Origin of the sequence: Arthrobacter sp. AOP36-A1-22, assembly GCF_052377615.1 — a bacterium.
In the GTDB taxonomy this organism is placed as follows: domain Bacteria; phylum Actinomycetota; class Actinomycetes; order Actinomycetales; family Micrococcaceae; genus Arthrobacter_H.
The window spans coordinates 29,206-54,127 of sequence record NZ_JBQSWX010000001.1 but is presented as its reverse complement, the minus strand read 5'-3'; the positions used below and the strand labels follow the sequence as shown (position 1 = coordinate 54,127).

Below are 24,922 nucleotides of genomic sequence, written 5' to 3'. Positions count from 1 at the left end.
ACTGTGATGCCGATCACATTCTTGAATGCGAAAGTCCTCGCTTTGCTAGCGTGTCAGGTAACGACTTGATAACGCAGGCAAGCGATGACGGGAGTGCATGGCATGGAACACGGCACGACGACACTCCAGCAGCCTGCCCCTGCGGGGACGGACACCACGGCGTCCGGGACCTCCGCTTCCACGGCCACCCCATCCCGCCCTCCGCGCGGAAAAGGGCGCATGGCCCTGCTGGACGGGTTGCGCCTGGTTGCCGCGGTGGGGGTCATCCTCTACCACTACACCGCATGGCACCACGGGTACTGGGGCGTCGAACCGGCCAAAGCCGCCTGGCCATACCTGTCCCGCCTCACGGTGTTCGGGAACATGGGCGTCCAGCTGTTCTTCGTCATCAGCGGTTTCGTCATCCTGCTCTCCGCCTACGGCAAGCGACCGGCACAATTCATCGGTTCACGCGTCGGCCGGCTCTTTCCTGCCTACTGGGTGGCCGTGCTTGCCACCGGGGTGTTGATCTTCTTCATCTGGCCCGTGATGGGCAAGCGACTGACGTTCTCCGACTGGGCCGTGAACCTGACGATGATGCAGCGCGGCTTCAACGTCCCCTACGTCGACGGCGTCTATTGGACGCTCTGGGCCGAGATGCGCTTCTATGGGCTGGTCCTGCTATTGATGATGCTGGGGTGGGTGACCTGCCGGCGGATCCTGGCCTTCGCCGTCGTCTGGCCGCTACTCGGGTTTTTGGCGCCACTGATTCCCAGCAACTTCGTCCGGCAGGCACTGATCCCCGAACACGCTGCCCTCTTCGCCGGCGGCATCTGCCTGTTCCTGATCTACCGTTTCGGGCATACCCCGTGGCGGTGGGCGGCCCTGGGGCTGAACGTGGTCCAGGCCGCTGCATGGACCGGGAAGAAGGGGACCGAGGAAGCCACCAGCCTGGTCGGTTACGCCATCCCGGAACAGGCCTATTGGGGCATTGTCGTCGGAATCTTCGTCGTGATTGCCTTGCTGACCCTCACGCCCTTGAGCAGGGTCAACCTTCCGGGCCTTGCGTTGGCCGGGGCGCTGACCTATCCGATCTACCTCCTCCATGAGATCTGGGGGTGGTGGATCATCGACCAGCTCAGCGGCCACCTGCCCCGGCCCGTGGTGCTGATGATCGCCATCGGCGCCGCCGCGGCCGGCGCCTACCTGGTCTACCGCTTCGTCGAGCAGACCCTGGGCCGCCGCCTCGGTCGGGCGGTCACCAGCGGGGTCGATACCTTGACCTCCCTAGGGCGGAGGGGCCGCGGGTTCGCCGAACGCGTCAGTCGAGTCGATGACCGCAGGCGGCCGGCCGCCCGGGCGGTTCCCCATAACCAGGGAGGCATCACCCGGGGACTCTAGCCGCCGGGGCCGTGCGCCATGATCCGGCCGGCGGCGGGCCACGTCGGGGCAGTGGGCGGAAACCAAGGAGCGGTCCGCGGCAACCAGCCGCGGACCGCTCACTTCCGCCTCGTTCGGGCGGTGCCCCTGCCGGATCAGCCCTCGCGGAAGAGCAGGAGGGCCTCGCCCTGGCCCCCGCCGCCACAGAGGCTGACCGCAGCCTTGCCGGAGCCCCGACGTTGCAGCTCCAGGGCCGCATGCAAGGCCAGACGGGCCCCCGAAGCGCCGATGGGATGGCCCAGGGCGATGGCGCCACCGTGGAGGTTGGTCTTCTCCAAGGGGTAGTCCAGGTCCTTCAGCGACTGGCAGGCGACCGAACCGAAGGCCTCGTTGATTTCAATGAAGTCCAGATCCGATACCGCCCAGCCTGCCGTGCCCAGTGCGGACTTGATGGCATTCGACGGCTGCGAATGCAGTGAGGTGTCGGGACCTGCCACCTGCCCCGGCGCGCCGATGACCGCCAGGACCTGCAGCCCGTGGCTTTGGGCGTATTCGCGCGAAGTCACGACGACGGCCGCGGCCCCGTCGGAGAGCGGGGAGGAGTTCCCTGCGGTGATGGTGCCCTCCTTCGCGAACGCGGAGCGCAGGCCCCCGAGCTTCTGGGCCGTGGTGTCCGGGCGAATTCCCTCATCGGCATCGACCGTCAGTGGATCGCCCTTGCGCTGCGGTACGGAGAGCGACAGGATCTCCTCATCGAAGACCCCGGCCTCGCGTGCCGCTGCCGCCCGGGTGTGTGAGGCGGCAGCGACCTCGTCCTGTGAGGCGCGGTCGATCCCGAGTTCGCCGTTCCTGGTTTCGGTACTCACCCCCATGGACTGCCCGTCGAAGGCATCGGTCAGGCCGTCGTGGTCGACGGAGTCGATGGCTGTGAAACTGCCGTAATTCCATCCCTTGCGGCTGCCCGGCAGGATGTGCGGGGCATTGGTCATCGATTCCTGCCCGCCGGCGATGACGACGTCGGCTTCGCCCAGACGCACCAGGCGGGCGGCATCGGTGATGGCGGCCAGGCCCGAAAGGCAGACCTTGTTGATGGTCACGGTCGGAACATCCCAGCCGATACCCGCCTTGATCGAGGACTGGCGCGCAGGGTTCTGTCCACAGCCGGCCTGGACGACATGTCCCATGATCACCGACTGCACATCGGCGGCCGGGACGCCGGCCTTCTCCAGGGCTCCGGTGATGGCGGCGGCACCAAGCTCCACGGCAGTGAAGCCCGCAAGCTGGCCCTTGAGCCGGGCAAAGGGGGTCCGTGCTCCTGAAACGAGGACGGCCTCACGGGGATCGGACATGGTGGTGCTCGCTTTCGCTGGGGGACTACTTCATGTTCAATTATCGTGACGTGGAGCATAAAGACCAAAGCGGGCCGTGCCGGTCCACGGGGCCGGAGGGCTCGAACGTCGGTGGCGGGGGAAGGGAAATTTTTTTCCCGCCTACGGGCATTTTCTCCGCGCATCTAGTATGGTAGACAGATTCTCCGTGGGCGTGTACTGTGGATCTTTGCGTCTTCCCTCTTTCCAATCGGCCTTCATATAGCGGTGGGCCCGATGTTCGGTGGTGTTCCGGGTTCCTCATCCCGGGCGGGGTTGGCGCCGGAAACCTGACGGTCTGTGGAAGGATCCCTCTTGGTCGCCTCGAGCACCTCAAATCATCAAACCGCTAGTTCGGCCCGTACCGCGGAAGCGGCCGGCCGAATTTCATTCGCAAAGATCCACGAACCACTGGATGTGCCGAACCTGCTGGCATTGCAGGTGGAGAGCTTTGATTGGCTCGTCGGCAACGACAACTGGAAGACCCGTCTGGAGACGGCGCGTGCCGAAGGCATCACCAGTGTCGCCGACACGTCGGGCCTGGCAGAGATCTTCGAAGAAATCTCCCCGATCGAGGACTTCCAGGGCACCATGTCCCTGAGTTTCTCGGAGCCGGAGTTCGCGGACCCGAAGTACACCGAAGCCGAGTGCAAGGACCGCGATGCCACGTTCGCCGCGCCGCTGTACGTCAAGGCCGAGTTCATGAACAACAACACGGGTGAGATCAAGCAGCAGACCGTGTTCATGGGCGACTTCCCGCTGATGACCGGCAAGGGCACCTTCATCATCAACGGCACCGAGCGTGTCGTGGTCTCCCAGCTGGTTCGTTCCCCGGGCGCCTACTTCGAGCGCACCCCGGACAAGACCAGTGACAAGGACATCTTCACGGCGAAGATCATCCCGTCCCGTGGTGCCTGGTTCGAGCTCGAAATCGACAAGCGCGACCAGGTCGGCGTCCGGCTGGACCGCAAGCGCAAGCAGTCCGTGACCGTGCTGCTCAAGGCCCTCGGCTGGACCGAAGGGCGCATCCTCGAGGAGTTCGGCCAGTACGACTCCATCCGCACGACCCTGGAGAAGGACGCGACGGAAACCAAGGAGGAGGCGCTGCTGGACATCTACCGCAAGCTGCGCCCGGGCGAGCCGCCGACGGTCGATGCCGCCGAAGCGCTGCTCGACAACCTCTACTTCAACTCCAAGCGCTACGATCTGGCCAAGGTCGGCCGCTACAAGATCAACCACAAGCTCGGAGTCGAGACCCCGCTGGACGCCCCCGACGCATCGGTGCTGAACAACGATGACATCGTCGCGATGATCAAGTTCCTCGTTGCGCTGCACGCCGGTGAAGCGACCGTCCCGGGCGTTCGCAAGGGTGCCAACGTCGACGTCCGCGTCGAGGTCGATGACATCGACCACTTCGGCAACCGTCGTATCCGCGCCGTCGGTGAGCTCATCGAGAACCAGGTCCGCACCGGGCTCTCCCGCATGGAGCGCGTCGTCCGTGAACGGATGACCACGCAGGACGTCGAGGCCATCACGCCGCAGACGCTGATCAACATCCGGCCCGTGGTCGCAGCGATCAAGGAGTTCTTCGGAACCTCCCAGCTCTCGCAGTTCATGGACCAGAACAACCCGCTCGCCGGACTGACGCACAAGCGTCGCCTGTCCGCGCTGGGCCCGGGTGGTCTGTCCCGTGACCGTGCCGGCATGGAAGTCCGTGACGTCCACCCCTCGCACTACGGCCGCATGTGCCCCATCGAAACCCCTGAAGGCCCGAACATCGGCCTCATCGGTTCGCTGGCGACGTACGCCCGCATCAACAACTTCGGTTTCATCGAGTCCCCGTACCGCAAGGTCGTCAACGGCCAGGTCACCGATCAGGTCGACTACCTGACCGCCGACGAGGAACTCGAAAGCATCATCGCGCAGGCGAATGCCCCGATGACCGATGACCTGCGCTTCGCCGAGGACCTGGTCCTCTGCCGTGAGCGTGGCGGCGGCGGCGAGCCCGTGCTCGTGGAGCCGGCCGAAATCGACTACATGGACGTTTCTCCGCGCCAGATGGTCTCCGCGGCCACCGCGCTGATCCCGTTCCTGGAGCACGACGACGCCAACCGTGCCCTCATGGGCGCGAACATGCAGCGCCAGGCCGTGCCGCTGCTGGCTTCGGAAGCCCCGTTGGTCGGTACCGGCATGGAGAAGTACGTGGCGGTCGACGCCGGCGACTCCATCACCGCTGCCAAGCCGGGTGTGGTCACCGAGGTGTCCGCGGATCTGGTCACCGTCATGAACGACGACGGCACCGACTCGGCCTACCCGATCATGAAGTTCGCCCGGTCAAACCACGGCAACGCCTACAACCAGCGGGTGCGGGTCTCCGAGGGTGAGCGTCTGGAATACCAGTCGATCATTGCCGACGGGCCGTCCACCGACAACGGTGAGCTGGCCTTGGGCAAGAACCTGCTGGTGGCCTTCATGTCCTGGGAAGGACATAACTTCGAGGACGCCATCATCATGTCCCAGCGCATGGTTTCCGAAGACGTGATGACCTCCATCCACATCGAGGAGCACGAGGTCGATGCCCGCGACACCAAGCTTGGTGCCGAGGAAGTCACGCGCGATATCCCGAACGTCTCCGAGGAGATCCTGGGCCAGCTCGACGAACGCGGCATCATCCACATCGGTGCCGAGGTCGAGGCCGGCGACATCCTGGTCGGCCGTGTCACCCCCAAGGGCGAAACGGAACTGACCCCGGAGGAGCGTTTGCTGCGGGCCATCTTCGGCGAGAAGTCCCGCGAAGTGCGTGACACCTCCCTGAAGGTTCCCCACGGTGAATCAGGCACCGTCATCGGTGTCCGGATCTTCGAACGCGACAACGACGACGAGCTGCCCCCGGGCGTGAACCAGCTGGTCCGCGTCTACGTGGCCCAGAAGCGCAAGATCGCCGACGGTGACAAGCTGGCCGGACGCCACGGCAACAAGGGCGTCATCTCCAAGATCCTGCCGGTCGAGGACATGCCGTTCATGGAGGACGGCACCCCGGTCGACATCGTCTTGAACCCGTTGGGTGTCCCCGGCCGCATGAACGTCGGACAGGTGTTGGAAATCCACCTCGGCTGGGCCGCGAAGCAAGGCTGGAAGATCGAGGGCGAACCGGACTGGGTGAAGGAACTGCCCAACCTGCCCCGTGAATCCGGTCCCACGACCGTCGCCACCCCGGTGTTCGACGGTGCCGAGGAGGACGAGATCCGCGGATTGCTGGATCACACCAACGCCACCCGGGACGGCAATCGCCTGATCGGCAACTCCGGCAAGGCCCATCTGTTCGATGGCCGTTCCGGACAGCCCTTCCCGGACCAGGTGTCCGTGGGCTACATGTACATCCTGAAGCTGCACCACCTGGTCGACGACAAGATCCACGCCCGTTCGACCGGACCGTACTCCATGATCACGCAGCAGCCGCTGGGTGGTAAGGCGCAGTTCGGTGGCCAGCGCTTCGGTGAGATGGAAGTCTGGGCCCTCGAGGCCTACGGCGCGGCGTACACGCTGCAGGAACTGCTGACCATCAAATCCGATGACATCCATGGCCGCGTGAAGGTCTACGAGGCCATCGTGAAGGGCGAGAACATCCCGGAACCGGGTGTTCCGGAGTCCTTCAAGGTGCTCATCAAGGAAATGCAGTCACTCTGCCTCAACGTGGAGGTCCTCTCCACCGATGGCAATCCCATTGAGATGCGGGACTCGGACGAAGAAGTGTTCCGGGCTGCGGAAGAGCTGGGCATCGACCTTTCCCGGGCCGAGCCAAGCTCCGTCGACGAGGTATAGCACGGCGGGCGGAGGCCCGGCACCCCTGCCGGGCGTCCGCCGTCGTACACGTTCCTTTTCCCCACCCCAGCGGGCCTGGTGCCCGCCGCAGAACATTAGACTTCTTCAGAACAAGAGAGAGACAGGGACCATATGTCCAGCGAATCCTCATTCGGAAATATGCGCATTGGCCTGGCCACCGCGGAAGAGATCCGCGATTGGAGCTACGGCGAGGTCAAGAAGCCGGAAACCATCAACTACCGCACCCTGAAGCCGGAAAAGGACGGTCTTTTCTGCGAAAAGATCTTCGGTCCTTCCCGCGACTGGGAATGCTCGTGCGGCAAGTACAAGCGTGTGCGTTTCAAGGGCATCATCTGTGAACGCTGCGGCGTCGAAGTCACGCGTGCCAAGGTGCGCCGTGAACGGATGGGCCACATCGGGCTCGCCGCCCCGGTCACCCACATCTGGTACTTCAAGGGCGTGCCCTCACGCCTGGGCTACCTGTTGGACCTGGCACCGAAGGATCTCGAGAAGATCATCTACTTCGCTGCCTACATGATCACCTCGGTCGACGAGGAGCGCCGCCACGCGGAGCTGCCGAACCTGCAGGCCCAGCACGACGTCGAGCGCAAGCAGCTCGTCGACAACCGTGACTCCGACATCGCGGCCATCGCCCGGGATCTGGAGAACGACCTCGCCCGTCTCGAGACGGAGGGGGCCAAGGCCGCCGAGAAGAAGAAGGTCCGCGACCTCGCCGACAAGACGATGGCCCAGGTGCGTAAGCGCGCCGACGCCGAGATCGAGCGGCTGGAACAGGTCTGGGACCGCTTCAAGAACCTGAAGGTCGCCGACCTCGAAGGTGATGAAGGACTCTTCCGCGTCCTGCGCGAGAAGTACGGATTGTTCTTCGAAGGCTGCATGGGCGCCGAGGCGATCCAGAAGCGTCTGGCCTCCTTCGACATGGATGCCGAAGCCGAGCTGCTGCGCGATGTCATCAAGAACGGCAAGGGCCAGCGCAAGACCCGTGCCCTGAAGCGGCTGAAGGTCGTCAACGCGTTCCTGACCACCACCAACAGCCCCATGGGCATGGTGCTGGACGCCGTTCCGGTGATCCCGCCGGAGCTGCGCCCGATGGTCCAGCTGGACGGTGGCCGTTTCGCGACCTCCGACCTGAACGACCTCTACCGTCGCGTGATCAACCGCAACAACCGCCTGAAGCGCCTGCTCGATCTCGGGGCTCCCGAGATCATCGTGAACAACGAAAAGCGCATGCTCCAGGAAGCCGTTGACTCGCTGTTTGACAACGGCCGTCGCGGCCGTCCGGTCACCGGGCCGGGCAACCGCCCGCTGAAGTCGCTCTCCGACATGCTCAAGGGCAAGCAGGGGCGTTTCCGCCAGAACCTGCTCGGCAAGCGCGTGGACTACTCGGGCCGTTCGGTCATCGTGGTGGGCCCGCAGCTGAAGCTGCACCAGTGTGGTCTGCCCAAGCAGATGGCCCTGGAGCTGTTCAAGCCGTTCGTCATGAAGCGTCTGGTGGATCTGAACCACGCCCAGAACATCAAGAGCGCCAAGCGCATGGTCGAGCGGTACCGTCCACAGGTCTGGGATGTGCTCGAGGAGATCATCACCGAACACCCGGTGCTGCTCAACCGTGCACCGACCCTGCACCGTCTGGGCATCCAGGCGTTCGAGCCGATGCTGGTGGAGGGCAAGGCCCTGCAGCTGCACCCGCTGGTCTGTGCCGCGTTCAACGCCGACTTCGACGGTGACCAGATGGCAGTCCACCTGCCGCTGAGCCCCGAAGCCCAGGCCGAGGCGCGCATCCTGATGCTCTCCAGCAACAACATCCTCAAGCCCTCCGACGGACGCCCCGTGGCACTGCCGTCGCAGGACATGATCATCGGGCTGCACCACCTGACCACCAAGCGTCCGGGGGAAGCCGGCGAAGGCCATGCCTTCTCCTCGGTCGCCGAAGCGATCATGGCCATGGACCGTGGCGACCTGCACCTGAACTCCCTGGTGAAGATGCGCGTGGACGGCTTCGTGCCCTCCGACGAGCAGGCTGCCCCGGAAGGATGGGAAGAAGGCACCCCGGCGCTGATCGAGACCTCCCTCGGGCAGGTCCTGTTCAACGAGACGCTCCCGGCCGACTACCCCTGGGTCGCCCAGGTCACCGGCAAGGACGTGCTCTCGGAGATCGTCAACGACCTGGCGGAGCGCTACCCGAAGAACGTCACGGCCGAGACCCTGGACAACCTCAAGGACTCCGGCTTCAACTGGGCGACGCGCTCGGGCATCACCGTGGCCATCTCGGACATCACCTCCAACATGGACAAGAAGGCCATCCTCGCTCCGTACGAGGAGCAGGCGCTGAAGGTCCAGTCGCAGTACGACAAGGGCCTGATCTCCGATGACGAGCGTCGTTCGGAACTGATCGACGTCTGGGGCAAGGCCACCGACGAGGTCGCCGAGGCCATGCAGGCTGGCATGGAGGAGTTGAACACCATCAACCGGATGGTGACGTCGAAGGCTCGTGGTAACTGGCTGCAGCTGCGCCAGATCGCGGGTATTCGTGGCCTGGTGTCGAACCCGAAGGGTGAGATCATCCCGCGGCCGATCAAGTCCTCCTACCGTGAGGGACTGTCGGTTCTCGAGTACTTCATCGCGACGCACGGTGCCCGTAAGGGCCTGGCGGATACCGCGTTGAAGACCGCCAACTCGGGTTACCTGACCCGTCGTCTGGTGGACGTCTCGCAGGATGTTATCGTCCGCGAAGCCGACTGCGGAACCGAGCGCGGCCTGAACGTGCCGATCGCCTACGTCGACGAGATCGGGACCGTGCGCAAGCACGAGACCGTGGAGAACTCGGCCTACACCCGCACCATGGCCGTCGACGTCGTCGACGACGCCGGCAAGGTCCTGGCGGCTGCCGGTTCGGATGTGGGCGACGTCCTCATCGACGAGCTCTTTGCGGCAGGCATCCAGGAGATCAAGGTCCGTTCGGTCCTGACCTGCGAGTCCGCCGTCGGCACCTGTGCCCTGTGCTACGGACGGTCGCTGGCCACCGGCAAGACGGTGGACATCGGCGAAGCGGTGGGCATCATCGCCGCCCAGTCGATTGGTGAGCCGGGTACCCAGCTGACCATGCGTACCTTCCACACCGGTGGTGTCGCCTCCGCGGATGACATCACGCAGGGTCTGCCCCGTATTCAGGAGCTCTTCGAAGCACGTACCCCCAAGGGTGTCGCGCCGATCGCCGAAGTGGCCGGACGCGTCACCATCGAGGATGCGGAGAAGCAGCTGCGCATCGTCATCACCCCCGATGACGGTTCCGAGGAGAGCGCCTACCCGGTGCTCCGGCGTTCACGGATGCTCGTCGCCGACGGCGATTCGGTGGCGGTGGGCCAGCAGTTGGTCGCCGGTGCCATCGACCCGAAGCAGGTGCTGCGTGTCCTCGGACCCCGCGAGGCCCAGAAGTTCCTGGTCCGCGAAGTCCAGGAGGTCTACCAGTCCCAGGGTGTGGGCATCCACGACAAGCACGTGGAAGTCATTGTCCGCCAGATGCTTCGCCGCATCACGGTCATCGAATCCGGCGACACCGGGCTCCTGCCGGGCGAACTGGCTGACCGGGCCCGCTTCACCAGCGAAAACCGCAAGGCGGTTTCCGAGGGGAAGACGCCGGCTTCGGGACGTGACGAGCTCATGGGCATCACCAAGGCGTCGTTGGCCACGGATTCATGGCTCTCGGCGGCATCCTTCCAGGAGACCACGCGTGTCCTGACGCAGGCGGCGATGGAAGGCAAGAGCGACCCGCTGCTGGGCCTGAAGGAGAACGTGATCATCGGTAAGCTGATCCCGGCCGGCACCGGCTTGGAGCGCTACACGCAGGTCTCGGTGGAACCGACGGAGGAAGCCAAGGCCAACCTCTTCACGGGTCCGAGCGCCTTCACCGGCTTCGATTACGAAGGAGTGGAGCCGGGCATGAGCCCCGAGTTCCACGCCATCCCGATGGATGACTACGACCTCGGAAACGATTTCCGGTAGTCACCAGCTGATCGTTTGATCCGCCCAATGGCCGGCATCCCTCGCGGGATGCCGGCCATTGTCATCCTCTGACTGGGACGGGAAGCACGCCTGGGTCCCCCCGGTCGAACTGGTGGACACCGGCCCCGGGCGGCGTGCCGAGGCGGTCGCCTCTGGGGGAGCAGCCCGGAACCAGCAATCAAGGTGGACTTGTCGACTGGTAGATATGTCTCACGATTATCTGCCGGCGGCCGGGGCGGGGGTTCCTGGTGCCCGGAGAGGAGGGGGAGGTGACCGGGGCCTCGCGGGAGGTGGTTACGATCGGGCTTGACGGCGTGCTAAGCTATGACTAATTGTTTTTATGTGTGGCAAATGGACACGGTCCGGGTTGCGGGGAACTTGCGCAACAAATGCCACACTTTTGCACGCCTACGGTCGACTCCGCAAGCGCTGCGATGAAACGACCAAAAGCGCAGTGTCCGGAATGCCGTTTGTGGGCCCGGACGCAGCAGAACCAAGAAACCGGAGGACACGAAAGTGCCTACTATTCAGCAGCTGGTCCGCAAGGGCCGCTCGCCGAAGGTCAACAAGACCAAGGCCCCTGCCCTGAAGGGCAACCCGATGCGTCGTGGCGTGTGCACCCGCGTGTACACCACCACCCCGAAGAAGCCGAACTCCGCACTGCGTAAGGTTGCCCGTGTGCGCCTGGCCGGCGGCGTGGAAGTCAGCGCGTACATTCCGGGTGTCGGCCACAACCTGCAAGAGCACTCCATCGTGCTCGTCCGCGGCGGCCGCGTGAAGGACCTCCCGGGTGTCCGTTACAAGATCGTCCGCGGCGCACTCGACACGCAGGGCGTGAAGAACCGTCAGCAGGCTCGTTCCCGCTACGGCGCCAAGAAGGAGAAGAAGTAATGCCTCGTAAGGGTCCGGCGTTCAAGCGCCCCCTCGTTTCCGATCCCGTCCACGGATCACCGCTCGTCACCCAGCTGATCAACAAGGTCCTGGTCGATGGCAAGAAGTCCACCGCCGAGCGCATCGTCTACGGCGCGCTGGAAGGCGTGCGCGCCAAGACCAACGCCGACCCGGTGGTCGCCCTCAAGAAGGCCATGGACAACGTCCGTCCTTCGATCGAGGTCAAGTCCCGGCGTGTTGGTGGCGCAACCTACCAGGTTCCGATCGAGGTCAAGCCGGGCCGTGCAACGGCCCTGGCTCTGCGCTGGCTCGTTGGCTACTCCAAGGCCCGCCGCGAAAAGACGATGGTCGAGCGTCTCATGAATGAGATCCTGGACGCTTCGAATGGTCTCGGTGCCGCTGTTAAGCGCCGCGAAGACACTCACAAGATGGCTGAATCCAACAAGGCATTCGCCCACTACCGCTGGTAAATCGCCTCTTGTACGACGGCGGGGCGAGACACCTGGGTGTCTCGCCGCCGTGTGACTCGAAACCATAGACAAAGGGAGACAACGTGGCACAGGACGTGCTCACCGACCTCACGAAGGTCCGCAACATCGGCATCATGGCCCACATCGATGCCGGTAAGACCACCACTACGGAACGCATCCTTTACTACACGGGTGTGAACCACAAGATCGGCGAAACGCACGATGGTGCCTCGACGACTGACTGGATGGAGCAGGAGAAGGAACGCGGCATCACGATCACGTCCGCCGCCGTGACCTCCTTCTGGGAAGACAACCAGATCAACATCATCGACACCCCGGGCCACGTTGACTTCACGGTCGAGGTCGAGCGTGCCCTGCGCGTGCTCGATGGCGCCGTTGCCGTTTTCGATGGCAAGGAAGGCGTCGAGCCGCAGTCGGAGACCGTCTGGCGTCAGGCTGATAAGTACGTCGTTCCCCGCATTTGCTTCGTCAACAAGATGGACAAGCTGGGTGCCGACTTCTACTACACGGTGGACACGATCATCGACCGCCTAGGCGCCAAGCCGCTGGTCATGCAGCTGCCGATCGGCTCCGAAAGCGATTTCGTCGGCGTCGTCGACCTGATCAAGATGAAGGCCCTCGTCTGGGAAGGCGACTCCAAGGGCGATGTCACCATGGGCGCCGCCTATGAGACTCGCGAGATCCCCGAGGATCTGAAGGAGCGCGCCGAGGAATACCGCGCCAAGCTGATCGAGGACGTTTCCGAGTCCTCCGACGAGCTGATGGAGAAGTACCTCGAAGGTGTGGAAATCACCAACGAGGAACTCGTGGCCGGCATCCGTAAGATGACCGTGAACTCGGAGGCCTACCCGGTCTTCTGTGGTTCGGCCTTCAAGAACCGTGGCGTGCAGCCGATGCTCGATGCCGTGATCGCCTACCTCCCGTCGCCGCTGGACTGCCCTCCGATGGTCGGGCACGATCCGCGCAACGAGGACATCCCGATGACGCGTAAGCCCAGCGAGACCGAGCCGTTCTCGGCTCTGGCTTTCAAGATCGCAGCCCACCCGTTCTTCGGGCAGCTGACGTTCATCCGCGTCTATTCAGGCAAGGCCTCCCCGGGCGTCCAGGTGATCAACACCACCAAGGGCAAGAAGGAGCGCATCGGCAAGCTGTTCCAGATGCACGCCAACAAGGAGAACCCGGTCGAGGAAGCACACGCCGGGCACATCTACGCGGCCATCGGCCTCAAGGACACCACGACCGGTGACACCTTGGCGGCACTGGACGCACCGATCGTGCTTGAATCGATGTCCTTCCCGGATCCGGTGATCTTCGTGGCCATCGAGCCGAAGACCAAGGGTGACCAGGAGAAGCTCTCCACGGCCATCCAGAAGCTCTCGGCCGAGGACCCCACGTTCACCGTTTCGTTGAACGAGGACACCGGACAGACCGAAATCGGCGGCATGGGTGAACTCCACCTGGACATCCTGGTGGACCGCATGAAGCGCGAATTCCGTGTGGAAGCGAACGTGGGCAAGCCCCAGGTCGCCTACCGCGAAACGATCAAGTCCTCGGTGGCGAAGGTCGACTTCACCCACAAGAAGCAGACGGGTGGCTCCGGCCAGTTCGCCAAGGTCCAGATGTCCTTCGAGCCGTTGGACACCAGCGACGGGACGTTCTACGAGTTCAAGAACTCCGTCACCGGTGGACGTATTCCGCGCGAATACATCCCTTCGGTCGACGCGGGCATCCAGGACGCCATGCAGTTCGGCATCCTGGCCGGCTACCCGATGGTCGGTGTGAAGGCAACGCTTCTTGATGGTGCCTTCCACGACGTCGACTCCTCGGAGATGGCGTTCAAGATCGCCGGTTCACAGGTCTTCAAGGAAGGCGCACGTCGCGCTTCCCCGATCATCCTGGAACCGCTGATGGCCGTGGAGGTCCGTACTCCCGAGGAGTACATGGGCGATGTCATCGGCGACCTGAACTCACGTCGTGGTTCCATCCAGTCGATGGAAGACGCGTCGGGCGTGAAGGTCATCAAGGCCGGCGTTCCGCTCTCGGAGATGTTCGGCTACATTGGCGACCTGCGGTCCAAGACCCAGGGTCGTGCCGTGTACTCGATGACGTTCGACAGCTACGCCGAGGTCCCCAAGGCAGTGGCCGAGGAGATCATCCAGAAGTCCCGCGGCGAGTAATCACCCCAGGGATCTAAACTGGTCGCGGACCGCAAGGTGAGCGACATCGGGTTTGCCGGCCGGGCAGCATTGTCCGGCCGGCCTCCCCAAGGCGAACGAAGGGTTCCCATACCGGGGCCGGACGGAAACCGCAATTTCAAAAAGTAAACAAGCCCACAGTAGACTTTATTAAGTTTCGCCTGCGAACCGCGCAGGCGGGGTAAGTCTTCTGAAAAACGTTCTAGGAGGAACCTGTGGCGAAGGCAAAGTTCGAGCGGACTAAGCCGCACGTTAACATCGGCACCATTGGTCACGTTGACCACGGTAAGACGACGTTGACGGCTGCCATTTCGAAGGTGCTTGCTGACAAGTACCCCGATCTCAACGACCAGCGTGATTTCACGGCGATTGACTCCGCCCCGGAAGAGCGCCAGCGCGGCATCACGATCAACATCTCGCACATCGAATACCAGACGGATAAGCGACACTACGCGCACGTCGATGCGCCGGGTCACGCTGACTACATCAAGAACATGATCACCGGTGCCGCCCAGATGGATGGTGCGATCCTCGTGGTTGCAGCAACCGACGGCCCGATGGCCCAGACCCGCGAGCACGTTCTGCTGGCCCGCCAGGTTGGCGTCCCCACCCTGCTGGTCGCACTGAACAAGTCCGACATGGTCGAGGACGAGGAGCTGCTGGACCTCGTGGAGATGGAAGTTCGCGAACTTCTGTCCTCGCAGGAGTTCGACGGCGACAACGCCCCGGTCCTGCGTGTCTCCGCACTGAAGGCACTCGAAGGCGACCCCCAGTGGGTCAAGTCCGTCGAGGACCTGATGGAAGCAGTCGACGACTTCATTCCGGACCCGGTTCGTGACCGCGACAAGCCGTTCCTGATGCCGGTTGAAGACGTCTTCACCATCACCGGTCGCGGCACGGTCGTCACCGGTCGCGCCGAGCGCGGCACGCTGAAGATCAACTCCGACATCGAGATCGTTGGTATCCGTCCGATCCAGAAGACGACGGTCACCGGTATCGAGATGTTCCACAAGCAGCTCGACGAGGCATGGGCCGGCGAGAACTGTGGCCTGCTGCTCCGCGGCATCAAGCGCGACGATGTCGAGCGTGGCCAGGTTGTCGTGAAGCCGGGCTCGATCACTCCCCACACGGAGTTCGAGGCCAACGTCTACATCCTGTCCAAGGATGAAGGCGGGCGTCACAACCCGTTCTACTCGAACTACCGTCCGCAGTTCTACTTCCGCACCACGGACGTCACCGGTGTCATCACCCTGCCCGAGGGCACGGAAATGGTCATGCCGGGCGACAACACCGAAATGAGCGTTGTGCTGATCCAGCCCATCGCCATGGAAGACGGCCTCGGCTTCGCCATCCGTGAGGGTGGCCGCACCGTTGGCTCAGGCCGCGTCACGAAGATCACCAAGTAGTCACTACCTGATGATCTGACCGTTGGTCGGAAAAGGCCCCGCTGTTACGACAGCGGGGCCTTTTCGCGTCCTGATGCATTCCGGTCCCGCGCCGGGCCGGCCGCGGGCGGGTAAAGCCGAAGAACCACGGTAGGGTTCCACTAGTCTCGTGAATAACTATCTTCGATGGCCTGGGAGTCTGCGTGGGGTTCATTTTTGTCGTGATGGCGCTGGTGCTGTGTGTCGTCGTCGGATGGCAGCTGGGTGCACGAAGTGCCCGGGCGAAGAGCTCCGGCAGGGGAACCGTTCCCTCCGCGTTGGCCCAGGCATGGCAGGAAGGATTTCACGCCGGGCGCAGCCTGACGGATCCCGCCTCATCGTCAGCGCCGGCCACCGGGGCACCCGGTGGGCCAACGACGGCCCCGGCGCCACCGGAGCCGTTCCAGCCTCCGGCGAATCCGCTCAGGGTCGACGAGGACGACATACGCTCCGTCGTCCCGCGCGCCGTGGACGCCGAACGCGGCGCCGGACGTTCCGTGGACGAACCCAGCGAGTTCCTGGCGTCGACGCCTGCACTTGAAGAGGCGGCCATGGCCCACCGCGCCCCCGACGTTCCCCATCCGGCTGCGGGGAAGACACCTTCCCCGCGCAGCGCCCAGGAACGCGAGAAGGCAACGCTGCGCAATATCAACATCACCCTCTACGCAGCCTCGCTGCTGTTGGTGGCTGCCGCCTCGTTGTTCATCGGGTTGGCTGTGCCGCCGCTGGCGAAGTTCGGTGGGCTGGTCGTGGTGACTACCCTGTTCTATGCCGGGGGGCTGCTGATCCATGCGTTCAGCGAACGACTCCGGCCGGCAGGGATCGCCTTTGCCGGGACCGGCCTGGCGCTGATCCCCGTCAGTGGGCTGGCGCTGTCGGCGTTGGTGGTGCACGACCCGGTGATGGCCTGGTGGATCACCTCGCTCGTGGGGACCGTGGCGTTCGTCCATGCCGCCGACAGACTGAACAGCCGTGTCGTCGCCTACCTCAGTCTGACTTTCCTGGTCTCCTCGGCATGGGCCGGGGGAGCGGTGCTGAACCGGGGACTGTTCTGGTACTTCATGTTCTCCATGGTGCTGGCCGCGGCCGGAACGGCGCTGGCCTACGGACGTCCGCGCTGGCTGGGGAACATCTATCTCAGGGCCTTCGCCGAGACTCACCGGTTCCTCGCTCCGGCGACACTTCTGATCGCGGTCCTCGTAGGACAGGCGCTCGGTGCCGAAGACGTGAGCCTGCTCCTGATCGCCGGCTTCATCTACTACGTGGCGGTGACCGTCTTCGGCCCGACGACCGAACGTGCCGCGAATCTAATCGCGGCACGGCTCTGCGGCACCGCGGCCATCGTCCTGCTCGCCCATGTGTTCGGCGCCGGTGCCGTGGGCATGGCACGCGGTCTGGGGATCGTCCTGCTCCTCCAGTCACTGGCGGTGCATCGTGCGGGGGAACGTTATCGTCGTTTCGTTGCCCCGCAGGTCCGTAGGCTGGTGGATCGTGAAGTCCAAGGCCTGCTCCTCGCCGTCGCGGGATTGGCACTGGTGATGAACGAAACACTCGTCGTGTCCCTGCGCATCCCGAAGGCGATGCTGGACATGGGGACCGATACCGGGTGGACCCCGGTGAACTTCCTGCTCCCCTTGGTGGCCCTTACCGCTGCGGGGCTGAGCACACGGGGCAGGAAGCTGCCTCCGTGGATTGCCCTGGGGACCGGTGTGGCGGCCATGCTGGAACCAGGGGCGGTGCTTTCCCCCTGGCGTCAGGTGGCATTCCTGGCGGTGGGGCTGGCCTGCATGGTCCCCGGCCTGCGTCACGCCGTTGGACGTCAACTCCTGTGGCTGCGTCGGGGAATCGTCGCCGTCCTGCCCACCACGCTCGCGGCGATCGCCGCGTGGGCCGCCGGCGGGTTCCTCATCACGAGATCAGCAGCCGGTCCCGGCCTCGGAGCCTGGATCTCCGGGGACCCCGGCCAGTGGGCCGACGGGGGGACGGACCCGCGGGTGGTCATGCTCATCGCAGGACTGGTCTTCGTGATGTGCTGGATGGCCGCCGCAGCGCTGGCGGCCTGGAAACTGGAGTCCGGTTTCATGCTGGCAGGCATCGCCGTGGTGGTGGCTGCCGAAGTCCGCCTGGGTTCGCTGGAATCGGGGGGAACCCCATGGACGACAGCGGTTGCGGTTTCCACCCTGGTGCTGGCTGCCGTCGGATCCAACGCCCTCCTGGCCACGCTCGGCCGTGGGCGGGGCAGGACCGCACGACGCAAGACAGCGATGGCCCATGCGGTGGCACCCGTGGCGGTCGTCGCGACCTGGGGGGCCAGCTTCGGGATCGACAGCCCGTGGCTGGTATTCACCGTCTGCCTGACCGGGCTGGGCCACGCAGCCTGGCGCCTGGCCGCGGCCCGAGGACCGCTGGAACGCTTGGCCTATGCCGTGGCTGCGCAGTTGTTCTTCTCCCTCTCGGTCCTCGAGCTGTCCCACCAGCTACAAGCCGACGCCCACGCGCGGTGGGCGTTGTTTGCCATCAGCCTGGCCATGGGCCAGTCGGCACGGTTCCGGCTACGGGGGCGCGGACAGGGGGCAACACCGACCGCCTACGGCCCCAGGGTCGCCCAGGCGAGCCTCGCACTGCTGTTCCTCACGCCCCTGGTGTACGTCGGGCTCCATGGTGGTTCGGGGCCCGGTGCCGGGGTGGACATGGCCTCGCTGCTGGTGCAGTTCGTCTGCCTGCTGGTCGTCGGCCTGCTGAAGTGGCGTGTCGATCTGACGGCCGCTGCCACCGCTTCGATCCCGTGGCGGATCGTGGCCAGGATGCAGATCCTCGTGGTCGCCTACGCCTTGGCCTGGATGATGTTCATCCCCTCGGGCGTGATGTCCGTACGCCAGGCTGGCTGGCTGCCGGAACCGTGGTGGAACTCGACCGTGCTCCTGATCCTGCTGCTGGTCACCGCCTTGCTGGTGATGGTCTTCGAAGCGTTGGGACCCGAAACCTCTCTCCGCCTCCGCATGACCGGGGTGTTGGCCGGTGAGGAAGGCCGGGCCCGGTTGGTCCACCCGGGATCCGGTCCGGAGGGTGGCGCCCATCCGATGGCGCGGGGCATCACCGTCGCCAGCTATCTCGGGGTCGCCGCGGCAGTCGTTCTCGGGGCCGGAGGCACGTCCGGGGCCGCCACCGGTGCCCCGGTTCCCGGTGGCGATGCCTGGCTCGCGGCCACCTTATTGGCTGCTGCCGCCGGGTGCGCGGTGTTCGGGGTGACGACGGGATTGCCGCTGTTGTTGATCGGGGCCGTCGTGTTCCTCCCCTGGGCGGTATTCGTGGCCCTGGTCCAGTGGGCCGGACGAGCCGGAAGCGCGATGGAGCTGTCCGCGTTGTATATGGCCTCGGCGCTGGGATCGGCGATCCTGCTTTATGCCGCCGGATGGTTCCGCCGACCACGAAGGGGAGGGGCCCCGGGGCCGATCACCACGCCGCGGAGCTGGTCATGGCTCCATGCCCGCATCCTGAGTGCCGGCGCCGTCCTGCTGATCTTCATCGACGGCTTCGAGGCCAACGTGATGCAGTCCGGGGAGCCAAACTCGAGGTCGGCGACGATACTGGCCTATCTCGGGACGGCCATGATCGTGGTGGCCGCGGTCGCGACCGTCGCGGAGGTTCCGCGCAGGTACCGCGAACGATGCAGCGAAGCCGCCGCCCTGGTCGTTGCCGGAGGAGCCCAGCACGCCTGGCATCTGGCAAACGGCCAGCCGGGCCTGTTCTGGATGACCCAATACTGGGTCGTTGTTTTGGCTCTCCTGGCTGCCTACGAACTCAAGGCCGGTCGACGCAAGGATGCCGATTACCCGCTGATCGCCTCGGCGGTACTGCTATCCGTTTCGGCGCCCTTCGGCCTGGCGGTGGAGCAGGAGTGGGGCCAGGGCTGGCTGCTGCTGGGACATGTCCTCCTACTGTCGGCTGGTCTGCTGCTCAACCGGCGGCTGTACGTAGTGTGGGGAACCATCGCCGCCGCCCTGCTGGTCCTGTGGTTCCTGCGGGGATTCACGATCCTCCTCCTGGCGGTCCTGGCCGCCGGGTTGATCGCGCTGGCCATCTGGCGGCTCCAACGGCTGGGGAAGGATAAGGACGCGGCTGAGGCTGCGCGCCCGGTCCCCGAAGGGCCGGATGCAGCACCTCCTGCGTCGAGGGCCGCCCACGAAACCGACCTGTCGGCCCCTGGGCGTCGTGAGGGGGAGGAGCCGGCGGACGGTGGGAGGCAGGCAACATCGTCTGATTGGTAAATCCAGCGATCTTCTGACACACTGGATAAGTTGTTCAAGCGCCTCTTTGTGCCTTGTGCCTGCTGATCGGCTCGCCGATACCGGGGCCAAGGCCGGTTTCGACCGAGATTGCGTCCCGCCCGGGATAATGCCCGGGGCAGGGGCGGATACGACGGAGACATCGAGGACCAAATATGACCCGCCCCCATTCCTGTGGAGCGTGAAGCCGAATCTAGGCGACACGCCCGACCGCGGGGGTCGGAGCTTCGGCGAGGTGAGGAACCCGGGATTGCCCGGATTCAGCTCGTGCGAGGTGTGCCGGTCCGTAAGGGCCCGTTAGTGCACAGTAACTGTACAGAGAGTGCTACTTAGAAAGAGGCATGACGCCATGGCGGGACAAAAAATCCGCATCCGGCTGAAGTCGTATGACCACGAGGTCATTGACGTTTCTGCCCGGAAGATCGTTGAGACGGTCACGCGCGCAGGCGCAACCGTAGTCGGCCCAGTGCCGCTGCCGACGGAGAAGAACGTGTACTGCGTGATCCGTTCGCCCCACAAGTACAAGGACAGCCGTGAGCACTTCGAAATGCGCACGCACAAGCGTCTGATCGACATCGTCGACCCGACCCCGAAGGCTGTTGATTCGCTGATGCGTCTCGACCTGCCGGCGGACGTCAACATCGAAATCAAGCTTTAGGGGAGGTGCTGAGAAACTATGACCGCAACCCGTAATGTAAAGGGCCTGCTGGGCACGAAGCTCGGCATGACCCAGGTCTGGGACGAGAACCACAACCTCGTCCCCGTCACTGTCGTGCAGGTAGATTCCAATGTCGTCACCCAGCTCCGCAATGCGGATCGGGATGGCTACTCGGCGGTTCAGATCGGCTACGGCCAGATCGACCCGCGAAAGGTCACCAAGCCGCTGGCCGGCCACTTCGAGGCAGCAGGGGTCACCCCGCGCCGCCACGTCGTCGAGCTGCGCACCGCGGATGCCGATACGTACAGCCTGGGCCAGGAACTGGCCGTGGATGTCTTTGAGTCCGGCCAGAAGGTCGACGTCATGGGCACCTCCAAGGGCAAGGGCTTTGCCGGCGTCATGAAGCGTCACGGCTTCGGCGGCGCCAACGCCTCGCACGGTGCACATAAGAACCACCGCAAGCCCGGTTCCATCGGTGGGGCTTCCACCCCAGGCCGCGTTTTCCAGGGACAGCGCATGGCTGGCCGCATGGGCAACGAGCGCGTGACCACGATGAACCTCACGGTTCACGGAGTCGACGCCGAGAAGAACCTCCTGTTGATCAAGGGTGCCGTTCCCGGCGCCCGCGGCCGGGTCGTCCTCGTGCGCACCGCCGTGAAGGGAGCATAAGCAAATGGCTAACACAGCACTCAAGGTCGAGCTTCCGGGCGAGATCTTCGATGTCCAGACCAACATTCCGCTGCTGCACCAGGTCGTCATGGGTCAGCTTGCTGCCGCCCGTCAGGGTACGCACAAGACCAAGACCCGCGCCGAGGTCTCGGGCGCAGGTCGCAAGCCGTTCAAGCAGAAGGGCACCGGCCGGGCTCGTCAGGGCTCCATCCGCGCTCCTCAGATGACCGGTGGTGGCATCGTCCACGGACCGACGCCCCGCGATTACTCGCAGCGCACCCCCAAGAAGATGAAGGCCGCCGCACTGCGCGGAGCCCTTTCGGACCGTGCCCGTCACGATCGCGTTCACGTGATCGAGAACCTGGTAGCCGGCACCACGCCGTCCACCAAGGAAGCACTGGCCACCCTGCGCGCTCTCACCGAGCGCAAGAACCTGCTCGTCGTCATCGACCGCGCCAATGATGTTGCCGCACTTTCCGTGCGCAACCTCGTGGACGTCCACGCCCTCTACGCCGACCAGCTGAACACGTACGATGTTCTGGTCGCCGATGACGTGGTGTTCACCAAGGCCGCATTCGATGCCCTGGTCAACAAGGAGGACGCCAAGTGAGCGCCACCTTCTCCAAGTCCCCGCACGACGTCATCCTGGCGCCGGTCGTTTCGGAAAAGAGCTACGGCCTGATCGACGAAGGCAAATACACCTTCCTGGTCGACCCGCGCTCGAACAAGACGGAAATCAAGCTGGCGGTGGAGAGCATCTTCTCCGTCAAGGTTGACTCCGTCAACACCATCAACCGTGCAGGTAAGCGCAAGCGCACCCGCTTCGGATGGGGAGCCCGCAAGACTACCAAGCGAGCGATCATCTCCCTTAAAGAAGGCACGATCGACATCTTCGGCGGTCCGCTTTCATAAGCGGAGACCACTTTAACGAGGAATAAAACATGGCAATCCGTAAGTACAAGCCGACTACCCCGGGCCAGCGTGGCTCGAGCGTGGCCGACTTCGCAGAAATTACCCGGACTACCCCGGAAAAGTCGCTGCTCCGCCCGCTCTCCAAGACTGGTGGACGCAACAGCTCCGGCAAGATCACTACCCGTCACAAGGGTGGTGGACATAAGCGCCAATACCGTCTGATCGACTTCCGTCGTCATGACAAGGACGGCGTGCCGGCCAAGGTCGCTCACATCGAGTACGACCCGAACCGCACCGCCCGCATTGCGCTGCTGCACTACATCGATGGCACCAAGCGGTACATCATCGCTCCGAACAAGCTCTCCCAGGGAGACTCGGTTGAAGCCGGCCCGAACGCCGACATCAAGCCGGGCAACAACCTGCCGCTGCGCAACGTTCCGGTCGGTACCGTGCTCCACGCAGTGGAGTTGCGTCCCGGCGGGGGAGCCAAGATGGCTCGCTCGGCAGGCGCTTCGGTCCAGCTGGTGGCTCGCGAGGGCCGCCACGCACAGCTCCGCCTGCCTTCCGGTGAAATCCGGAACGTTGACGTCCGCTGCCGTGCGACGGTCGGCTACGTCGGCAACGCCGAACAGTCGAACATCAACTGGGGCAAGGCCGGCCGCATGCGCTGGAAGGGCGTCCGCCCGACCGTGCGTGGTGTGGTCATGAACCCGATCGACCACCCGCATGGTGGTGGCGAGGGCAAGACCAGTGGCGGTCGTCACCCGGTCAACCCGAACGGCAAGCCGGAAGGCCGTACCCGCCGTCCGAACAAGGAAAGCGACAAGCTCATTGTGCGTCGTCGTCGTACTGGCAAGAACAAGCGATAGGAGCCTGGAAACATGCCACGCAGCCTGAAGAAAGGCCCCTTCGTCGATCAGCACCTTTTTGTGAAGGTGGCTGCTGAGAACGAAAAGGGCACCAAGAACGTCATCAAGACGTGGTCCCGCCGTTCGATGATCATCCCCGACATGCTCGGGCACACGATCGCCGTACACGACGGACGCAAGCACATTCCCGTGTTTGTCACTGAGTCGATGGTCGGGCACAAGCTCGGCGAATTCGCCTCGACGCGGACATTCCGCAGCCACGTAAAGGACGACAGGAAGGGTAAGCGCCGCTAACCCGCAAGGGTTATTGAGCGCTGAGCATCCCTTTGATAGACGAGAGAAGGAAAGCAATGGAAGCCAAGGCAATTGCGCGCCATATCCGCGTAACGCCTATGAAGGCCCGGCGCGTCGTCGACCTTGTTCGTGGCAAGCAGGCGAATGAGGCTCTGGCGATTCTGAAGTTTGCCCAGCAGGGTGCTTCGGAGCCGGTACTCAAGGTAGTTGCGTCGGCCGTGGCAAACGCCCGTGTCGCCGCCGACCGTGATGGTGTTGCGTTCAACGAGGACGAGCTGTTCATCAGCGAAGCCTTCGTTGACGAAGGTGCGACGATGAAGCGGTTCCAGCCGCGGGCCCAGGGCCGCGCCTACCGCATCAACAAGCGCACCAGCCACATCACCGTGGTTGTTTCAAGCCCGGAGAAGGGTGGGGAAAAGTAAATGGGACAGAAGATCAACCCAAACGGGTTCCGTCTCGGCATCACCACGGACCACGTGTCTCACTGGTTCGCCGACGGCAACAAGCCGGGGCAGCGCTACAAGGACTTCGTCCGCGAGGACGTCAAGATCCGCGAGCTCATGACCACGGGCATGGACCGTGCAGGCATCGCCAAGGTGGAGATCGAGCGCACCCGCGATCGTGTCCGCGTTGACATCCACACCGCCCGTCCGGGCATCGTCATCGGCCGCCGCGGCGCCGAAGCCGATCGCATCCGCGGCGAGCTGGAGAAGCTCACCGGCAAGCAGGTTCAGCTGAACATCCTCGAGGTCAAGAACCCGGAGATCGAAGCCCAGCTGGTTGCCCAGGGCATCGCCGAACAGCTTGCTTCACGCGTGGCCTTCCGCCGTGCGATGAAGAAGGCCATGCAGTCCGCCATGCGCTCGGGCGCCAAGGGCATCCGTGTCCAGTGCTCCGGTCGCCTCGGCGGTGCGGAAATGTCCCGCAAGGAGTTCTACCGCGAAGGTCGTGTGCCGCTGCACACCCTGCGCGCGAACATCGACTACGGCAAGTTCGAAGCGAAGACCACCTTCGGCCGCATCGGCGTGAAGGTCTGGATCTACAAGGGCGACCTGACCAGCAAGGAACTTGCTGCACAGAACGCTGCTGCCCCGGCCCGTGGCCGTGGCGAGCGTGGTGGCGGACGTCCGGGTGGACCGGGTGGAGACCGCCGTCGTCGTAACGACCGCAACACCGGCGCTCCGGCAACCGAAGCTGCTCCGGCGGCTCAGGCTCCGGCGTCCGCAGAAGGAGGACAGGCTTAAATGCTTATCCCACGCCGAGTAAAGTTCCGCAAGCAGCACCGCCCGGATCGTACGGGCATGGCTAGCGGAGGCACCACGGTCTCCTTCGGTGACTACGGAATCCAGGCCCTGACACCGGGCTACGTGACCAACCGTCAGATCGAAGCCGCCCGTATTGCCATGACCCGTCACATCAAGCGTGGCGGCAAGGTCTGGATCAACATTTATCCGGACCGCCCGCTGACCAAGAAGCCGGCCGAAACCCGCATGGGTTCCGGTAAGGGTTCACCTGAGTGGTGGGTTGCAAACGTCAAGCCGGGACGGGTTCTCTTCGAACTCTCCGGTGTTACCGATGAGGTAGCTCGCGAGGCCCTGCGCCTGGCGATCCACAAGCTGCCGCTGAAGGCACGCATCGTGCGTCGTGAGGGTGGTGAATAGG

18 protein-coding genes are annotated in these 24,922 nt (G+C 64.3%); 17 read left to right on the top strand and 1 reads right to left on the bottom strand.

The genetic code is table 11. From position 1 onward, the window contains the following. The first annotated feature begins 102 nt into the window (after window positions 1–102). Window positions 103–1,380: an acyltransferase family protein gene (locus ACT3S2_RS00280; protein ID WP_444553300.1), complete on the top strand. Its 1,278-nt coding sequence runs from the start codon at window positions 103–105 to the stop codon at window positions 1,378–1,380. 134 nt (window positions 1,381–1,514) lie between these two features. On the opposite strand, the gene ACT3S2_RS00275 is transcribed toward ACT3S2_RS00280, so the two are convergent. After that, window positions 1,515–2,708 (bottom strand): acetyl-CoA C-acetyltransferase, encoded by a 1,194-nt coding sequence (locus ACT3S2_RS00275; protein ID WP_444553299.1) that lies wholly within the window; start codon window positions 2,706–2,708, stop codon window positions 1,515–1,517. A gap of 333 nt (window positions 2,709–3,041) precedes the next feature. Between ACT3S2_RS00275 and rpoB the strand changes: the two genes are divergently transcribed. The 16 genes from rpoB to rplP all read left to right on the top strand — a co-directional run bounded on the left by rpoB (window position 3,042) and on the right by rplP (window position 24,921). Then, window positions 3,042–6,548: a DNA-directed RNA polymerase subunit beta gene (rpoB, locus tag ACT3S2_RS00270; protein WP_444553298.1), complete on the top strand. Its 3,507-nt coding sequence runs from the start codon at window positions 3,042–3,044 to the stop codon at window positions 6,546–6,548. A gap of 132 nt (window positions 6,549–6,680) precedes the next feature. Continuing rightward, the gene (locus ACT3S2_RS00265) at window positions 6,681–10,571 is read left to right on the top strand and encodes a DNA-directed RNA polymerase subunit beta' (RefSeq protein ID WP_444553297.1); all 3,891 of its coding nucleotides are present in this window, start codon (window positions 6,681–6,683) and stop codon (window positions 10,569–10,571) included. 516 nt (window positions 10,572–11,087) lie between these two features. Continuing rightward, a complete protein-coding gene (gene rpsL / locus ACT3S2_RS00260; protein WP_087000631.1) occupies window positions 11,088–11,462 on the top strand; it encodes a 30S ribosomal protein S12 in 375 nt (124 codons plus the stop codon). After that, a complete protein-coding gene (rpsG, locus tag ACT3S2_RS00255; protein ID WP_444553296.1) occupies window positions 11,462–11,932 on the top strand; it encodes a 30S ribosomal protein S7 in 471 nt (156 codons plus the stop codon). The genes rpsL and rpsG overlap by 1 nt, the downstream gene beginning before the upstream one ends. An 83-nt stretch (window positions 11,933–12,015) precedes the next feature. Then, the gene (gene fusA / locus ACT3S2_RS00250) at window positions 12,016–14,130 is read left to right on the top strand and encodes an elongation factor G (protein ID WP_444553295.1); all 2,115 of its coding nucleotides are present in this window, start codon (window positions 12,016–12,018) and stop codon (window positions 14,128–14,130) included. Between the two features lie 233 nt (window positions 14,131–14,363). Next, the gene (tuf, locus tag ACT3S2_RS00245) at window positions 14,364–15,554 is read left to right on the top strand and encodes an elongation factor Tu (RefSeq protein ID WP_444553294.1); all 1,191 of its coding nucleotides are present in this window, start codon (window positions 14,364–14,366) and stop codon (window positions 15,552–15,554) included. Between the two features lie 182 nt (window positions 15,555–15,736). After that, complete coding sequence (locus tag ACT3S2_RS00240; RefSeq protein WP_444561062.1) at window positions 15,737–19,840, top strand: hypothetical protein; 4,104 nt, start codon at window positions 15,737–15,739, stop codon at window positions 19,838–19,840. 367 nt (window positions 19,841–20,207) lie between these two features. Then, entirely contained in the window at window positions 20,208–20,516 is a 309-nt protein-coding gene (rpsJ, locus tag ACT3S2_RS00235) for a 30S ribosomal protein S10 (protein ID WP_013349689.1), read from the top strand. Window positions 20,517–20,534: 18 nt separating this feature from the next. Next, the gene (rplC, locus tag ACT3S2_RS00230; protein WP_444553292.1) at window positions 20,535–21,185 is read left to right on the top strand and encodes a 50S ribosomal protein L3; all 651 of its coding nucleotides are present in this window, start codon (window positions 20,535–20,537) and stop codon (window positions 21,183–21,185) included. Window positions 21,186–21,189: 4 nt separating this feature from the next. After that, window positions 21,190–21,795 carry a 50S ribosomal protein L4 gene (gene rplD / locus ACT3S2_RS00225; protein ID WP_444553291.1) on the top strand — a complete coding sequence of 202 codons (606 nt, stop codon included), beginning with the start codon at window positions 21,190–21,192 and terminating at the stop codon, window positions 21,793–21,795. Continuing rightward, the gene (gene rplW / locus ACT3S2_RS00220; RefSeq protein WP_444553290.1) at window positions 21,792–22,097 is read left to right on the top strand and encodes a 50S ribosomal protein L23; all 306 of its coding nucleotides are present in this window, start codon (window positions 21,792–21,794) and stop codon (window positions 22,095–22,097) included. The genes rplD and rplW overlap by 4 nt, the downstream gene beginning before the upstream one ends. Window positions 22,098–22,126: 29 nt before the next feature. Beyond that, a complete protein-coding gene (rplB, locus tag ACT3S2_RS00215; protein WP_444553289.1) occupies window positions 22,127–22,966 on the top strand; it encodes a 50S ribosomal protein L2 in 840 nt (279 codons plus the stop codon). Between the two features lie 12 nt (window positions 22,967–22,978). Next, a complete protein-coding gene (gene rpsS / locus ACT3S2_RS00210; protein WP_087000303.1) occupies window positions 22,979–23,260 on the top strand; it encodes a 30S ribosomal protein S19 in 282 nt (93 codons plus the stop codon). 56 nt (window positions 23,261–23,316) lie between these two features. Beyond that, a complete protein-coding gene (rplV, locus tag ACT3S2_RS00205; protein ID WP_087000304.1) occupies window positions 23,317–23,682 on the top strand; it encodes a 50S ribosomal protein L22 in 366 nt (121 codons plus the stop codon). Next, on the top strand, window positions 23,683–24,504 hold the full coding sequence (gene rpsC / locus ACT3S2_RS00200; protein ID WP_444553288.1) for a 30S ribosomal protein S3: 822 nt from the start codon (window positions 23,683–23,685) through the stop codon (window positions 24,502–24,504). Next, window positions 24,505–24,921, top strand: coding sequence for a 50S ribosomal protein L16 (rplP, locus tag ACT3S2_RS00195; protein ID WP_444553287.1), 417 nt, complete (start codon window positions 24,505–24,507; stop codon window positions 24,919–24,921). Window position 24,922: the final 1 nt, after the last annotated feature.

What these genes read in the sequence shown, in the direction of transcription:
- rpsS (WP_087000303.1), top strand. Translation starts at nt 22,979, where the DNA reads ATGCCACGCAGCCTGAAGAAAGGCCCCTTCGTCGATCAGCACCTTTTT.
- rpsG (WP_444553296.1), top strand. Translation starts at nt 11,462, where the DNA reads ATGCCTCGTAAGGGTCCGGCGTTCAAGCGCCCCCTCGTTTCCGATCCC.
- rplP (WP_444553287.1), top strand. Translation starts at nt 24,505, where the DNA reads ATGCTTATCCCACGCCGAGTAAAGTTCCGCAAGCAGCACCGCCCGGAT.
- ACT3S2_RS00265 (WP_444553297.1), top strand. Translation starts at nt 6,681, where the DNA reads ATGTCCAGCGAATCCTCATTCGGAAATATGCGCATTGGCCTGGCCACC.
- rplC (WP_444553292.1), top strand. Translation starts at nt 20,535, where the DNA reads ATGACCGCAACCCGTAATGTAAAGGGCCTGCTGGGCACGAAGCTCGGC.
- rplD (WP_444553291.1), top strand. Translation starts at nt 21,190, where the DNA reads ATGGCTAACACAGCACTCAAGGTCGAGCTTCCGGGCGAGATCTTCGAT.
- rplV (WP_087000304.1), top strand. Translation starts at nt 23,317, where the DNA reads ATGGAAGCCAAGGCAATTGCGCGCCATATCCGCGTAACGCCTATGAAG.
- rplB (WP_444553289.1), top strand. Translation starts at nt 22,127, where the DNA reads ATGGCAATCCGTAAGTACAAGCCGACTACCCCGGGCCAGCGTGGCTCG.
- ACT3S2_RS00275 (WP_444553299.1), bottom strand. Translation starts at nt 2,708, where the DNA reads ATGTCCGATCCCCGTGAGGCCGTCCTCGTTTCAGGAGCACGGACCCCC.
- rpsC (WP_444553288.1), top strand. Translation starts at nt 23,683, where the DNA reads ATGGGACAGAAGATCAACCCAAACGGGTTCCGTCTCGGCATCACCACG.
- ACT3S2_RS00280 (WP_444553300.1), top strand. Translation starts at nt 103, where the DNA reads ATGGAACACGGCACGACGACACTCCAGCAGCCTGCCCCTGCGGGGACG.
- rpsJ (WP_013349689.1), top strand. Translation starts at nt 20,208, where the DNA reads ATGGCGGGACAAAAAATCCGCATCCGGCTGAAGTCGTATGACCACGAG.